Annotated in this window: 13 protein-coding genes; 9 read left to right on the top strand and 4 right to left on the bottom strand. The window is 63.3% G+C overall.

The genetic code is table 11. The annotated features are described in order from the left end of the window. Positions 1–837: 837 nt before the first annotated feature. The 3 genes from EV686_RS17715 to EV686_RS17705 all read left to right on the top strand — a co-directional run bounded on the left by EV686_RS17715 (position 838) and on the right by EV686_RS17705 (position 1,984). Entirely contained in the window at positions 838–1,050 is a 213-nt protein-coding gene (locus tag EV686_RS17715; RefSeq protein WP_243650946.1) for a hypothetical protein, read from the top strand. A gap of 29 nt (positions 1,051–1,079) precedes the next feature. Further along, entirely contained in the window at positions 1,080–1,325 is a 246-nt protein-coding gene (locus EV686_RS17710; RefSeq protein WP_132478291.1) for a hypothetical protein, read from the top strand. 230 nt (positions 1,326–1,555) lie between these two features. After that, positions 1,556–1,984: a TOBE domain-containing protein gene (locus EV686_RS17705; protein ID WP_132478290.1), complete on the top strand. Its 429-nt coding sequence runs from the start codon at positions 1,556–1,558 to the stop codon at positions 1,982–1,984. A 27-nt stretch (positions 1,985–2,011) separates the two neighbouring features. On the opposite strand, the gene EV686_RS17700 is transcribed toward EV686_RS17705, so the two are convergent. Then, entirely contained in the window at positions 2,012–3,691 is a 1,680-nt protein-coding gene (locus EV686_RS17700) for an FMN-binding glutamate synthase family protein (protein WP_132478289.1), read from the bottom strand. A 173-nt stretch (positions 3,692–3,864) separates the two neighbouring features. Here EV686_RS17700 and EV686_RS17695 point away from each other — a divergent pair, with 173 nt between their 5' ends. Beyond that, a complete protein-coding gene (locus EV686_RS17695) occupies positions 3,865–4,332 on the top strand; it encodes a GNAT family N-acetyltransferase (protein WP_132478288.1) in 468 nt (155 codons plus the stop codon). A 26-nt stretch (positions 4,333–4,358) separates the two neighbouring features. On the opposite strand, the gene recJ is transcribed toward EV686_RS17695, so the two are convergent. Together recJ and EV686_RS17685 are read right to left on the bottom strand one after the other, a co-directional pair. After that, positions 4,359–6,065: a single-stranded-DNA-specific exonuclease RecJ gene (gene recJ, locus EV686_RS17690; RefSeq protein ID WP_165972678.1), complete on the bottom strand. Its 1,707-nt coding sequence runs from the start codon at positions 6,063–6,065 to the stop codon at positions 4,359–4,361. Then, positions 6,059–7,060, bottom strand: a complete 1,002-nt coding sequence (locus tag EV686_RS17685) for a hypothetical protein (protein ID WP_132478286.1) — start codon at positions 7,058–7,060, stop codon at positions 6,059–6,061. The genes recJ and EV686_RS17685 overlap by 7 nt, the downstream gene beginning before the upstream one ends. Before the next feature lie 178 nt (positions 7,061–7,238). Between EV686_RS17685 and EV686_RS17680 the strand changes: the two genes are divergently transcribed. The 3 genes from EV686_RS17680 to EV686_RS17670 are packed head-to-tail and all read left to right on the top strand — an operon-like array spanning position 7,239 to position 9,983. Then, positions 7,239–8,471: a lipoprotein-releasing ABC transporter permease subunit gene (locus tag EV686_RS17680; RefSeq protein ID WP_377748293.1), complete on the top strand. Its 1,233-nt coding sequence runs from the start codon at positions 7,239–7,241 to the stop codon at positions 8,469–8,471. Then, entirely contained in the window at positions 8,464–9,159 is a 696-nt protein-coding gene (lolD, locus tag EV686_RS17675) for a lipoprotein-releasing ABC transporter ATP-binding protein LolD (protein ID WP_132478284.1), read from the top strand. Before EV686_RS17680 ends, lolD begins: the two co-directional genes overlap by 8 nt. Positions 9,160–9,164: 5 nt before the next feature. After that, the gene (locus tag EV686_RS17670; protein ID WP_132478283.1) at positions 9,165–9,983 is read left to right on the top strand and encodes a TatD family hydrolase; all 819 of its coding nucleotides are present in this window, start codon (positions 9,165–9,167) and stop codon (positions 9,981–9,983) included. 6 nt (positions 9,984–9,989) lie between these two features. On the opposite strand, the gene EV686_RS17665 is transcribed toward EV686_RS17670, so the two are convergent. Continuing rightward, positions 9,990–10,649, bottom strand: coding sequence for a TetR/AcrR family transcriptional regulator (locus tag EV686_RS17665; RefSeq protein WP_243650945.1), 660 nt, complete (start codon positions 10,647–10,649; stop codon positions 9,990–9,992). Positions 10,650–10,873: 224 nt separating this feature from the next. Here EV686_RS17665 and EV686_RS17660 point away from each other — a divergent pair, with 224 nt between their 5' ends. Together EV686_RS17660 and EV686_RS17655 are read left to right on the top strand one after the other, a co-directional pair. Beyond that, a complete protein-coding gene (locus EV686_RS17660) occupies positions 10,874–11,317 on the top strand; it encodes a VOC family protein (protein ID WP_132478282.1) in 444 nt (147 codons plus the stop codon). A gap of 148 nt (positions 11,318–11,465) precedes the next feature. Next, positions 11,466–13,991 (top strand): DNA internalization-related competence protein ComEC/Rec2, encoded by a 2,526-nt coding sequence (locus tag EV686_RS17655; RefSeq protein ID WP_132478281.1) that lies wholly within the window; start codon positions 11,466–11,468, stop codon positions 13,989–13,991. Positions 13,992–14,023: the final 32 nt, after the last annotated feature.

The following is a 14,023-nucleotide window of genomic DNA, read 5'->3' as shown; positions in this document are numbered from 1 at the left end:
CAACACCCCCCGGATCATGGACGACTGGGGGCAGGAATCATGCCGGACCTGGCTGGCCAGAGTCCCGACTATCTCGGGACAGGAAGATAGTAACGAGGGCGAATAGGCTCAATGAGAGCGAGAGCCTTTAATGATGTTTGGATCGGCCGGCGTCAGAAGGGAAGGCCGGGAAATTTCATTCTGAGGGCCGATATGAGTTGCGCGCGCGATTCAATGACGTCCTGGATCGTGACGTCTTGGCTGTTTTTCTCTTGATAGTGCAGGCGTTTTTGGCAATTGTTGTGCTTGACAGCGATAGCGCGTGTCTGGGTATTCGGTTTATGCGTTTGCGTATTCAGTTTATTGTTTTCCGTTAAATCTCCACGACAGCAACTACCGTGCTCGGAAGAGCCGGAGCTTTTGCGAATGCCTTGGGTTTTGGTGAAGTGAGGCCAGCATGATTGCGGGCAAAAAAGACAATTCTAATAATTGTTTTTGGGGCCAATGTGTTTTGACCAATGGGTATTGGCAAAGTATGGCTTCCGGCAAGTATGTGCTTTATCTGCCTTGCTGTAAAGGAATGCTTGGTAACAGTGTTCTTGCAGCGCATTGTCGAAATCGATATGCATGACCGGAACCTGGCTTTGAGCATCCGGCATCGGTGAAGTATATGTTGCCCAGCGATGTTCGCCATCGCCGGCCTAGCGATATGGCGGTGTCCAGGTTACATCTTTTATGGGGCCGGCAGAGGGGAACCGCCCGCCTTCGTATTGCCGCTCCATGCAATCTGCGATACAAATAGCCTTAGCATTTTTGTGGATTTGAACAATGTCGATTCAAAGGTTTGGCCGATATGGCATGGCCCTGTGTCTTGTCGGGCTCGTTTCGGGGTGCTCCATGCTGGGCTTCGGGGAAACAGAGCAGGAAATGGAAGAGAACAGATGCAAGCTCAACCCCAAAAGCTGCATGTATGAAGGCTCGTACGAACCGGGAGAAAGGCAGTATGCCGAAGAAGAAGCCAGGCGCTTGAACAAGGCGGCTTCCGAAAGGCTGCGCCGCAACAGGCTGTAGGCCTATTGGCCGGCCACAAGGAGACAGGCATGAAAGTTGATGATGTAGTGATGGAAAGCTATCGAAATCGCAGTTATGCCGTTCACTGCCAGCCGTCCCACGACAAGCAGGGCAGGTGGAGCGTCTGGGTGGAGGTCTTCGACGGCGGCAATGGGCAAGGCGAACATGGCGAGTTGCTGATGTCCGCGGAGCATCAGTACACCTTTGCCTCGCAAGAAGAGGGCCTGCATGCCGGCGCCCGGTTGGCAGAGCAATTGATCGACGTCGAGGGCTGATCCCGCCGGCAAGGATAGGTGGGCATTTCGTGATCAGAGAGTCGCCAGTCCGCGCCGGCGCTGGCTTTGGAGCATGTACTCTACGGATACCCCCAGGGTTATTCACAGACAGTGGGGATAAGTGACGGATGCCCGGAATCAAAAGCCGGTCGCGTAGTCGATGATGGCTGGCATGCGGCGATGCTAAGATCTGCGCTGGATAGGCAACTCACTCTGATCAGGAGCACGCAATGAAGACCAGCGCAAGAAACCAGTTCGAAGGCAAAATCAAGGCAATCCGCACGGGCGCGGTCAATGACGAGATCGTGATCAACGTATCGCCCAATCGTGATATCGTCGCCATCATCACCGGCGACAGCACGAAGAAGCTGAACCTCGCGGAAGGCTCCGATGTTGTCGCTCTGATCAAGGCCTCATCCGTCATTCTGGCTGCGGACTCCAATGGACTGGTCTTCTCGGCCCGCAACCAGTTTTCCGGTTCGGTGACGGTGGTCAGCAAGGGCGCTGTCAACTCGGATATCGTGATCGACGCAGGCGATGGCGTGCAGATCGGAGCGATCATTACCAACACAAGCCTGGACAACCTGGGTATCAAGGCGGGCAGCCAGGTGACGGCGATCTTCAAGGCTTCCAGCGTTATCGTCGCCGCCAAGGCCTGACGGTTACGGCAAGGCGCAGTCCGGGCATCAGCCCGGTTGCGCCGATGCCTGCTGCCCTGGAATTTCGGTCATGGTGTTGCCGGACAGGGCGGCGCTCAAGCTGTATGTCGGTGTGAACGTATGCGCTTGAGCCATGGGCCAGGCAGTACGGAAAATGGTCTGGCGGAATTTGCCTTCCAGCAGCTCGCCTTTCTCCAGATCGGGAAACAGCGCCGACAGCACGCGAATCTCTCCATTGGCCAGACGCTGCGCGATATGGTGCGGGCGCAATTGGTTCGGGTGCGGAAGGCCGGCGGCCTCCAGCAGTTCGGCCAGCGCCTTCAGGGTATTGCGGTGGTAGTTTGCAACCCGCACTGATTTGTTCTCCACGACCAGCGCTTTCTGGCGCTTGGGGTCTTGCGTGGCGACGCCGGTGGGACATCGCCCGGTGTGACAGGTCTGGGCCTGAATGCAGCCGATGGCGAACATGAAGCCGCGGGCGCTGTTGCACCAGTCTGCGCCCAATGCCATGGCTCGCACCATGTCGAAGGCGCTGATGATCTTGCCGGATGCACCCAGCTTGATCTTGTCGCGCAGGCCGATGCCGACCAGTGTGTTGTGCACCAGGCGCAGGCCTTCGCGCAGCGGCGTTCCGACGTGATCGACGAATTCGATGGGGGCAGCGCCTGTACCGCCTTCGGCGCCGTCCACGACGATGAAGTCTGGCGTGATGCCGGTTTCCAGCATGGCTTTGGCGATGGCGAACCACTCCCACGCGTGACCGATGCACAGCTTGAAGCCGGTGGGCTTGCCGCCGGAAAGCTCGCGCAGCCGGGCGATGAACTGCAGCAGTTCGATCGGTGTGGAAAACGCGCTGTGATGCGCAGGCGAGTTGCAGTCGATGCCAACGGGAATGCCTCGTGCGGCGGCGATTTCCGGAGTGACTTTCGAGCCGGGCAGCATGCCGCCATGGCCCGGCTTGGCGCCTTGGGACAGCTTCAACTCGATCATCTTGACGCAGTCCTGGCGGGCGCGTTTGGCGAAGACCTCTTCCGAAAAATTGCCGTGGCCATCGTTGCAGCCGAAATAGCCGGAGCCGATATTCCAGATCAGGTCGCCGCCGTGGGCGGTATGGTAGCGGCTGATGCCGCCTTCTCCGGTATCGTGGGCGAAGCCGCCCATGGCCGCGCCTTTGTTCAGGGCCAGCACGGCATTGGCCGATAGAGCGCCGAAGCTCATGGCGGAAATGTTCAATACCGACATGTTGTACGGCTGCGTGCAGTCAGGCCCGCCGATGACAGTGCGGAAATTGCTGTCGGCGATGACCGAAGGCTCGAAGGAGTGGTTGATCCATTCGTAGCCTGCCTTGTAGACATCGCCTTGCGTGCCGAAGGGACGCTTGTCGATTTCCTGTTTGGCGCGCTGGTACACCAAGGAGCGATCCACCCGTGAAAACGGCAATTGCTGCGTGTCGTCCTCGAAGAAATACTGGCGTATCTCCGGGCGTATCGATTCGAAGAAGAAGCGCAGATTGCCGAGAATGGGGTAGTTGCGCCGGATGGCATGGCGGATTTGCGTCAGGTCGTAGAACCCCAGGCAGCTCAGCCCGGCGCAGATCAGTGCGGGAAGCAGCCACCATAGGCTTCCGGTCAGGGCCAGCAGGAAAAACAGAACCGTCAGTCCGATGGCCAGGTACAGCGTCGTATGGCGTGTCAGCATACGTTTCATGGTGCACTCTTTTCCAGATTCGATTATCGAGGATCATAGCAAGCCAGTGAACATAATTGGACGACTGCCAGCCGTTTGGCTTGTGGCAGGCCAGTTTGGCCGGAAATGGGCGACAGTTTGTCGGTAGTACACTGAACAGCCACGGATCGAACTTACAGAGACGGGATGAGTCCATGAGCGAACAGGCGGTTTTCCAGGTATTGCTGCATGAGTGGCAGGAGTGCGAGGTGCAGGCATCCCTTGTGCGAAAGATCGTCTTCATCGACGAGCAGGGCGTCAGCCTGGAAGAAGAGATGGATGGTCGCGACGACCAGTGCGTGCATGCCGTTGCCTGGTCCGGCAACACGGCGGTCGGCACGGGGCGCTTGCTGCCCGAAGGCAGCATAGGACGGATGGCTGTTTTGCGGGAGTATCGCGGCCGAAAGGTTGGAAGCCTGCTGTTGACGGCCCTGGTCGAGTCCGCCAGATCGAAGGGATACGCCCAGGTGTATCTCGCGGCGCAGGAGCATGCCCTGCCGTTTTACCTGCGGCACGGATTCATACCCGAAGGAGAGCGGTTTTTCGAGGCTGGCATAGCGCATGTAATGATGCGCAGGCATTTGTCCGGAACGAAGACGCAGGCGCCTGCCGCAAAGGAATAGCGGCAGTCGCGCCGTGTCGGGACGGCTCAGGCGGCCTGCGCATGTTCGATCAGCAGTTGGACGGACACCCGGTTGTTCCAGACATTGCGATCCAGCCGGTAGGCGACCCGGACATGCTCCGGCAGCGCCTCGGCATGGTTGAACCAGATGGCGTCGAAGCGCTGGTGGCCGCGCTCCAGTTGCAGCTTCAGGTGCTTTTCCTTGAGCAGGCGCTGCTGTACGACGCGGAACTCGTCCAGGAACACGGGAGGGGGGAAACCCGCGCCCCATACCTGCTGCTGCAGCAGCATGGCGACGTCGGCATTGGCATAGCCCGTATCCAGCGAGCCGTCGGTTTCTATGACGGGATCGAAAGAGGATTTTCCGGTCATGGTCTGCACGGCTTCGTCGAAGTGGCGCACGAAGTCGTCGTAGGCGTCTTCCCGCAGACTCAGGCCCGCCGCCATTGCGTGGCCGCCGAATTTCAGGATCATGCCGGGCCGGCGCTTGCTGACCAGGTCCAGCACATCGCGCAGGTGCACGTCGGGAATAGAGCGTCCGGATCCGCGCAGTTCGCCTTCGTCGGATCGGGCGAACGCCAGCGTGGGCCGCCAGTAGGTTTCCTTCAGGCGCGAGGCCACCAGGCCGACGACGCCCTGGTGCCAGTCGGGATGGTACACGCAGACGCTGGCGCCTATGGCGGGCTGGGACTGTTCGATGGAGGCCAGCGCTTCTTCGCGCATGCCCAGTTCGATGGTGCGGCGTTCGCGGTTCATGCCGTCCAGCTCGCGCGCAAGTTCCAGCGCATGGCCTTCGTCGTCCGTGGTGAGGCAATGGATGCCGATGCTCATGTCCGCAAGGCGGCCCGCTGCATTGATACGCGGCCCCAGGGCAAAGCCCAGGTCGAATGCGCTGGCTTCGCGAGGCTCGCGCGCCGCCACGGCGAACAGGGCGCGGACGCCGGCCTGCATCTGCCCGGCGCGCATTTTCTGCAGTCCCTGGGTGACCAGCAGGCGGTTGTTGGTGTCCAGCTTGACTACGTCGGCCACGGTGCCCAGTGCCACCAGATCCGCCAGCGCATCCAGGCGCGGCCCTCCATTGGCCGGAAAGACGCCGCGCCGGCGCAGCTCCGCGCGCAGCGCCAGCATGACGTAGAAGATCACGCCGACCCCGGCCAGGTTGCGTGAGGGGAAGCCGCAGCCGGGTTGGTTGGGGTTCACGATGGCGAGAGCATCGGGCAATGTGTCGCCTGGCAGGTGGTGGTCGGTGACGACGACCTGCATGCCTGCGGCATTGGCGGCGGCCACGCCGTCCACACTGGCGATGCCATTGTCCACGGTCAGCAGCAGGTCCGGCTTGCCTGAGGAATGAGCCAGCGCCAGCTCGACCACGGCGGGCGACAGGCCGTAGCCGGTCTCGAAGCGGTTGGGCACCAGGAAGTCGACGATGGCTCCCATGGAGCGAAGGCTGCGCAGTGCGACTGCGCAGGCGGTGGCGCCGTCGCAGTCGTAGTCGGCGATGACCAGGATGCGCTTGCCTTGCGCGATGGCGTCGGCCAGCACGCTGGCTGCCACTTGCGAATGCGTCAGGCCCGATGGAGGCAGCAATCCGTTCCAGGCGTATTGCGCTTCGGCGGCGGAGGTGAGACCGCGCGCCGCCCACAGGCGGGCCAGCAGGGGGTGGATGCCGTCGCGTTCCAGCGCCTGGCTGGCGTGATCGAATGTGGGCCGTATGACCAGGACGGGGCTTACCACCATGAACTCCAATTGTCGGAAGAGGGTTTGAAAAAGCGCCCCCACGCTGCGCCTTCGGCTTGCTGCCCCCCGAGGGGGCGTTTTTTGCCTTGGGAGCGGCCCGGCGGCAAAAATTTCCGCCACCAGCGTCTGTCGGGCGTGATCTCCACGATGCGCTCGCGGCCTGTCAGCACCAGCCGTTCGGGCGTGGATTGTCCGGCAGGCGCGAAGACCGTCTGCTCCAGATGGCCCAGCGTGGCGATCCAGCCGCCCCAGTCCTGCTTCACAGTGTATTCGTAGAGCGCATCGTATATGGCGTATTCCTGGGCGCCGGGCGCGCTCAGCTGTTGCCTGCTGGCGCCGCCAAACAGCCAGAGGCCATTGATGGGCGGCAATCCCTGTTGCGCGCGCTCGTCATTGACCGGATGGTTGAACCAGCTCATCTGCAGCTCATTGAACAGCCGCCGCCAGGGACGGGTGTCTTCCTGCTGCGTCCACCAGTCGTTGACCGAAGTGATGGAGACCAGCTCGGGGCTGGCGAAGGACGGAGCGAAGCCGGCGGGAGGGCTGATGCGCCATCGGCTCGTGGTATGCGCATGGACGATGAATCCTGTACCTTCGAACAGCAGCTTGGCGTTTTCCAGCAGCGCGGCGCTGTGCGCGTCCGTGATGGACAACTGGGCCGCTGGAATCAGCACGGCGCCGTCTCGCGACGGCGCGATATGCGTCAGTTCGGCCAGCCAGATGTCCTCGGCATCGGGCAGCGTCGATTCTTTCAGCCATAGCGGGCCCAATCCGGAAGCCAGGGCTTGCCCGCCGCGGGGAGCGAAGCCCTGTTCGCGCAGCAGCCATTGCTCGAATGGCGTGCAGCGGGCATCGGCGGTCGGCGCAGGAGTCATGGTTGCGCGGCCGCCAGCCAGCCAGCGGGCCAGCGTCGGCGCTGCCGAGGAAAGGTGCTTGGAAAGTTCGCGCGCCTGAGGCTGCTCAGGCAGTGCGCCGGGTAGGACGATCTGCATGGGATGAATTGTAGTGTGATTCCCGAAATTGCGAGGAGGCCCGGACGATCACCGTACAATGCGGCTTGATCGCATGCAAGGCGCTATGATGCAGCCTTGTCCCGGGATTGATATCGGAAATTTCCTCAAATGGTGATCCATGTCGTATGAGTTCTGGATAGGCGCGCGTTATGCGGGCCTGTCGCGGGGTCGCAAGCGCTCGGCGCGCGGCGACCGCTTTGTGTCATTCATCGCGGCCAGCTCCATGATGGGCATCGCCCTGGGCGTGGCTGCGCTGATCGTCGTGCTGTCGGTGATGAACGGTTTCCAGACCCAGGTCAGGGATCGCATGCTGTCGGTGCTGCCGCATCTGGAACTTTATGCGCCGCGCTCGTCGGCCGATCAGGTGCTGGCGGAATGGAAGGATCTGGCAAACATGGCCAAGGAAAACACGCAGGTGCGCGGTGCGGCGCCGTTCGTTGCGGCTCAGGCCATGCTGGCGCGCGGCAGCGCGCTCAATGGCGTGCAGGCGCGCGGCATCGATCCGCGGTACGAGTCCGATGTGTCGGACCTGGCGGGCCAGATGGCAAGCGGCAGGCTGTCGGACCTGAAGTCGGGAAGCTTTGGCGTCGTGTTGGGGTCGCAGCTTGCCGGCAGCCTTGGCGTGGGGGTCGGCGACACCTTGCTGCTGCTTGCGCCGCAAGGCTCGGTATCGCCGGCTGGGTTCACGCCGCGGATGCGCCAGATGACGGTGGTCGGCACGTTTTCCACGGGCTACTACGAATATGACGCATCGCTGGCCTTCCTGAATGCCGAGGATGCAGCCAGGGTGTTCCGCGACAGCGGAGCGGCCGGCGTGCGGCTGCGCATCGCCGACATGCACCGCGCGCCAGCGGTGGCGCAGCAATTGCGCGGACAACTGCCGCAGTCGCTGTATGTGCAGGACTGGACGCAGAACAATCGTACCTGGTTCGCCGCCGTGCAGACGGAAAAGCGCATGATGTTCCTGATTCTGACACTGATCGTGGCAGTGGCCGCGTTCAACCTGCTGTCGTCGCTGGTGATGGCGGTGAAGGACAAGCAGTCAGACATCGCCATCCTGCGCACGCTGGGCGCCAACCCGGGAGAAATCGCGCGCATCTTCCTTGTGCAGGGCTCCCTGATCGGCGTCATCGGCACGCTGGCCGGCGTGCTGCTGGGGGCGCTGGTCGCTTACAACATCGATGTGATCGTACCCTTCATCGAGAACCTGCTGGGCGTGCAGTTTCTGCCGCAGCAGATCTACTTCATCAGCCAGATGCCGTCCAATCCGCAGGTGGCCGACATGGTGGTCATCGGCGTGACCTCGCTAGTGCTTTCCTTGCTGGCAACTCTGTATCCCAGCTGGCGCGCTTCGCGCCTGCAACCCGCACAGGTGCTGCGCCATGACTGACGCCATGAACAATCCCGTCGTACTCAGCGCGCGCAACCTGAGCAAGCATTACGAAGAGGGCGGCAGCCGCATCGATGTGCTGCGCGATGTCAGCCTGGATGTCTCCAGGGGAGAGATGGTTGCCGTCATCGGCGCTTCCGGTTCGGGTAAAAGCACACTGCTGCACATGCTCGGCCTGCTGGACCGGCCCAATACGGGCTCGGTGCGGATCAACGGCACGAAGACCGATGCGCTCGGCGAAAACGAGCGCAGCCGGCTGCGCAACCAGTCGCTGGGCTTCGTGTATCAGTTTCATCATCTGCTGTCCGAGTTTTCCGCGCTGGACAACGTTGCCATGCCGCTGATCGTGCGCCGCATGAACAGGAACAAGGCGCGCGAGGTAGCGCAGGGCTATCTGGCGCAGGTGGGGCTGGCGGAGCGCATGCACCATCATCCGGGGCAGTTGTCCGGCGGCGAACGTCAGCGCGTGGCGCTGGCCCGCGCCCTGGTGACGCAGCCCGCCTGCGTGCTGGCGGACGAGCCCACCGGCAACCTGGACCGCGAAACGGCGAAGAACATGTTCGACCTGCTCGTCAGGCTGAACCGCGAAGAGGGCACCGCTTTCATCATCGTGACGCACGATCCGGCGCTGGCCGTACTGGCGCAGCGCCAACTGGTCATGGAAAAAGGCAGCCTGGTCGAGGCCTGAACGCCATGCTGATCGATACCCACTGCCACCTGGATGCGCCGGAATTCGATTCCGACCGGATGCTGGTGGCGGCGGATGCTTTGTTGGCGGGGGTCGGGCGCATCGTCATTCCGGCCGTGCACAGGGCCAATTTTTCCGCGGTGCGCGAGCTTGCGCATGCCTTGCCCGAAGGGGCCGGGGCCTATGCGCTGGGCATCCATCCCTTGTATGTGCCAGATGCCGACGAGACGGACCTGGAGGATCTGGATCGCCAGCTTGCCGAGCATGCCGGCGATCCCAGGCTGGTCGCGATCGGAGAGATCGGGCTGGATTTTTTCGTCGATGATTTGAATGAACCGCTCATGCGCGAGAAACAGGAGCGGTTCTACGCGGCGCAGCTGGATATGGCGGTACGCCACGGCCTGCCTGTGATCCTGCACGTGCGCAAGTCGCAGGACGCATTGCTGAAGCAACTGCGCAAGCGCCCGCAGATCGGCGGCATTGCCCACGCCTTTAACGGCAGTTTCCAGCAGGCGCGGCAGTTCCTGGACCAGGGCTTTGTGCTTGGCTTTGGCGGCGCCATGACGTTCGATCGGGCGCTGCAGATCCGCAGGCTGGCGGCGACTCTGCCGGATGAGGCCATCGTATTGGAAACGGACGCGCCCGACATTCCGCCTTCGTGGTTGTCCTTGCCGGGTGAAGCGAAGGGACGCAACGCCCCCGCGGAACTGGCGCGCATCGCGCAAGAGCTGGCTATGCTGCGTTCGCGAAACGTGGATGAGATCCGCCGGCGGACGACAGTCAACGCCTGTCGGGCCCTGCCCAGGCTGGCGGCGCTGGCATGAGCCTGCTCACAATCCCAGTTCGACCATGCGCAGCAGCCGCATACCCAGGCCGCGTCGCGTCTCGGAAGTTGCGTGCCGCAGCGGTCCGTCGATGATCAGCAGCGCCAGGCCGTGCACGGCCGACCAGGCCAGGAACTCGGCGCCGGGCCGACGCTCGGCGGGCAGTACCTTGGCCTGCACCATCTCATCCAGCGCATAGCCCAGCAGTTCGAAAGGATTGAGCCCTTTTTCGCCCGTGCGTGCCGGATCTGTCGGGACAGCCACGTCGTGCTGGCCGAAGGCGAAAGCCGTACGGAACCAGCCGGTTTCGGCTTGCGCAAAGCCAAGGTAGCCGCGGCCCACCGCCGCCAGCATGTCGCGCGCGCGTTCCACGGGGTCGGCCAGTGCTTCGGCATGCCGCAATTCGGCTTCGATGGCGCGCGCCAGGGCGCCAAGCGCCGCCGCGCGCACCGCCTCGAACAACGCCTGGTGGTTGGCGAAATGGCGGTATGCCGCGTTGGGCGCCACGCCGGCGCGGCGCGTGACCTCGCGCAGCACCAGGGCCGGAGGACCTCCCTCGCGCACCAGCGCCAGGCCTGATTCGATCAGGGCGGCACGCAGGTCGCCGTGATGATAGGTGGCTCGGGAGGCGGGGGGCTGGACAGCGGCCATCGGATACAACTCCATGCATTTTTCATGTGGACAGTGTCCATTCTAGCCTCTAGCATTGATGTGTACGTTGTACACACCTGGCCACGCGCGCAAGCCTCGGCCTTCAGGCCGAGGTCGAGCGAGGCAGTATCCATGCGGCGCCGAAGACGCCCCCGTCTTGGGCCGGAGTTCTTCACTGCCGGAGCCGGCTCTCCGATAGGGGTTCCGGCGGCAGGGCGTCCTACACAGAGGAGATCTCCATGTCGTTCACGCCTTATCTCAATTTCGACGGCGACTGCGCCGAAGCCTTCGCTTTCTATGCCGAACTGTTCGGCGGCGCCATCGTCTACCAGGCCACTTTCGGTGAAATGGAGTCCATGGAAGGCATGCCTCCGCTGCAGGAAGAGGCCAGAAACCGCATCATGCATGCGCAACTGCAGCTTGGCGGCGGACGGCTAATGGGTTCCGATGCTTTTCCCGGAGGCGATGAAGCCTGCGGCGGGCCCTATCAGCGGCCCCAGGGCATGTGGGTGTCCGTCGAGGCTGGGGATGCGGCGCAGGGCAAGCGCTTCTTCGACGGCCTGGCGCAGGGCGGGGAAATCCACATGCCCTACGCCGAGACCTTCTGGTCGCCGGGCTTCGGCATGGTGCGCGACCGCTTCGGCATTCTCTGGATGGTTAATGTGCCGGGCCAGGATGGCTGAGGCGGTAAGAGTTGAGGGTCATTTAGAGTCCGTACTTTCCGAGCCGGCTATTTTCCTCTCCGGACCGCTTTTCGCGCGGTAGTCCGCGGATACCATGCCTGTTTTCTATATGCTCCGCGCTGGCTGAGCATGGAGCTTGGTGGCTTGGATGGAAAACAAGCGCTTCCCCTTGGGCCGCAGTTGCCTGGCCGTCAGCCTTGCGTCGATCGGTTTGGTTGTGTTCCTGCCGGCGCAGCCGGTCTTGGCGCAGTGGCTGTCCTGGTGCGTGGCGGCGGCCGTGCTCGCTGTCGCGGCCAGCTGCGGCGCGTGGCTGCTGAGGCCCGGGCAGGCGTCGTTCTGGTGCATCGCCGCCGCCTTGTGGCTGCTGTGCATTGCCGTATCCGTGTCGCTGACAGCATGGCGTGTTGATACGCGTGTCGCGGATGCTTTGCATCCGGATGACATCGACAAGGTTTCCAGAGTGGAGCTGCGCATCGTTGGCCTGGTCCGGGAGTCGTCGCAGAACCGCAGCGTGGAGGCCGAGGTGCTGGACTCCATGCCGAAGGGCGTTCCCCGGAGCATTCAAATCTCCTGGTCCGCGCAAGGCTGGCAAGGCCCATACGGCGGCAATGCGCCGGCTGCGGATTTTCCCGCGCTGCTGCCGGGGCAGGTCTGGCGCATGGCGTTGAACCTGCGGCCGCCGTCGGGCGCGCGCAATCCGCACGGATTCGACTACGAGGGCCATGCTTTTGCGCGAGGCGTCAGGGCGCAGGGCAGCGTGCGGGGCAGTCCCGTCCTGCTGCGCGACGAGCCGTTCCACAGTATCGAAGTCGTGGCGCAGCGTACGCGCTACCTGGTGCGGGAGAGGATGCGCGCTTATCTGGAAGGCATGCGCTACGGTCCGGTGCTGCTGGCGCTGGCCATCGGCGACCAGGCTGGAGTGCGGCCCAGCGACTGGCAGGCCTTCAACCGCGCAGGCATCAGCCATCTTATCGCCATCAGCGGATCCCATATCACGATGATTGCCGCGCTCGGCGGAATCGCCATGTTCTGGCTTTGGCGGCGGCTGCGCTGGAAAGGCGTCTGGCTGGCGGAGCGCATGCCTGCGCAGGTGGCGGCGGCCATGTCGGCGCTGCTGGTGGCATGGCTTTATTGCCTGCTGGCGGGCTGGGGGGTGCCTGCGCGGCGCACCTTCCTGATGCTGGCGGTCATTGCCACGGCCTATGCCGTTCGGCTGCAACCGGGATCGTCACGCATCCTGCTGCTGGCGGCGTGGCTGGTGGTGTGGATGGATCCTTGGGCGCCGATGGCCAGCGGCTTCTGGCTGTCTTTTGGCGCCGTCGCCATTCTCATGCTGTATGGGAGTCGCAAGGATGGGGGCGAGCCGGCATCGCAGCCGTGCTGGGTGCGGTGGCGCAGGGCGCTGCTGTTCGCTTGCGGCCTGCAGCTTGCCGTGTCCTTTGCCCTGATGCCCGTGCTGGGCAGGCTTTTCCACGAGGTGTCCCTGGTGTCGCCTCTGGCGAATGCCTACGCGATTCCCATCATCAGCCTGCTGGTGACTCCGCTGGCCCTGCTTTTGGCGGCAGCATCCGCGATGCCGGGCATGACGGTGGCGGCGGAGTGGCTGGCGATATCCGGGCACCAGATCCTGGCATGGATGATGATCCCGACGGATGCCCTGGTGATGCTTCCCGCGGCCAGCATCGCTACGGCGGCCGTGCCGTGGGCGATCACCCTGCTGGCGATCGGGGGCGTGGTGCTTGCGCTCATGCCTTGCGGCCCGCGCATCAGGAGAGCTGGCTGGCTATTGCTGCTGCCGGCCATGTTCTGGGAGCCGAAGCGTCCGGAAGAGGGAGGCTGGCGCATGGCCGCGCTGGACGTAGGGCAAGGTTCCGCCATCGTGATCCAGACGCGCCGGCATGCGTTCCTGTTCGATGCGGGCGTGCGCCGCAGTCCGGACAGCGAGGAGGGCTCGCGTACCATTGCTCCTTACCTGAAGGCGCGCGGTATACGCCGCCTGGATGCCATGATCGTATCGCACGACGATTTGGACCATGCGGGCGGCGCGTCGGGAGTATTGCAGTCGCTGCCGGTGCTGCAATCGTACGCACCTTTCGATCTGCAGGCATGGCTGGCGAAGGAAGAGCGTCTTCTGGGCATGCCCCGGGACGCCATTCCCAGGCCAGAAGCGATGACGGATTGCGTGCACGGCATGCGCTGGACGGCCGATGGCGTGAGTTTTTCGGTGATTTGGCCACTGCACGGAAACACGGTCTGGACATCGAGCGCCGGCAAGCCTTCCAAGGCCGACAGCAATGCCAATTCCTGCGTGCTGCTGGTCGAGGGTGAGCATCACAGCCTGCTGTTGACGGGAGATATTGGCGCGGCCCAGGAACGGTTATTGGTGGAGAGGGGACTGGGGCGGGCCGATATCGTGCTGGCCGCGCACCACGGATCGCGAGGCTCCTCCTCCGAGGTCTTGGCGCAGACCCTGCGGGCGCGCCACGTCATAGCGCAGGCGGGCATGTGGAATCGTTTCGGCCACCCGCATCCGGCGGTGGAGCGGCGCTGGCAGCGCGAGGGCGCAGCCTTCTGGCGCACGGACCTGGATGGCGCGGTGAGCGCGGAGTCTTCGAGCCGGGGGCTTTCAGTGACGGCCGAGCGGGTGGATCGGTCTCGCTATTGGCAGCGGTAGGCGCGCAGGCGCCCGGGGTTGCCCATCATTGA

Origin of the sequence: Paracandidimonas soli, assembly GCF_004342005.1 — a bacterium.
Classification (GTDB): Bacteria; Pseudomonadota; Gammaproteobacteria; order Burkholderiales; family Burkholderiaceae_B; genus Paracandidimonas; species Paracandidimonas soli.
This window is presented reverse-complemented; position numbering and strand designations above follow the sequence as displayed.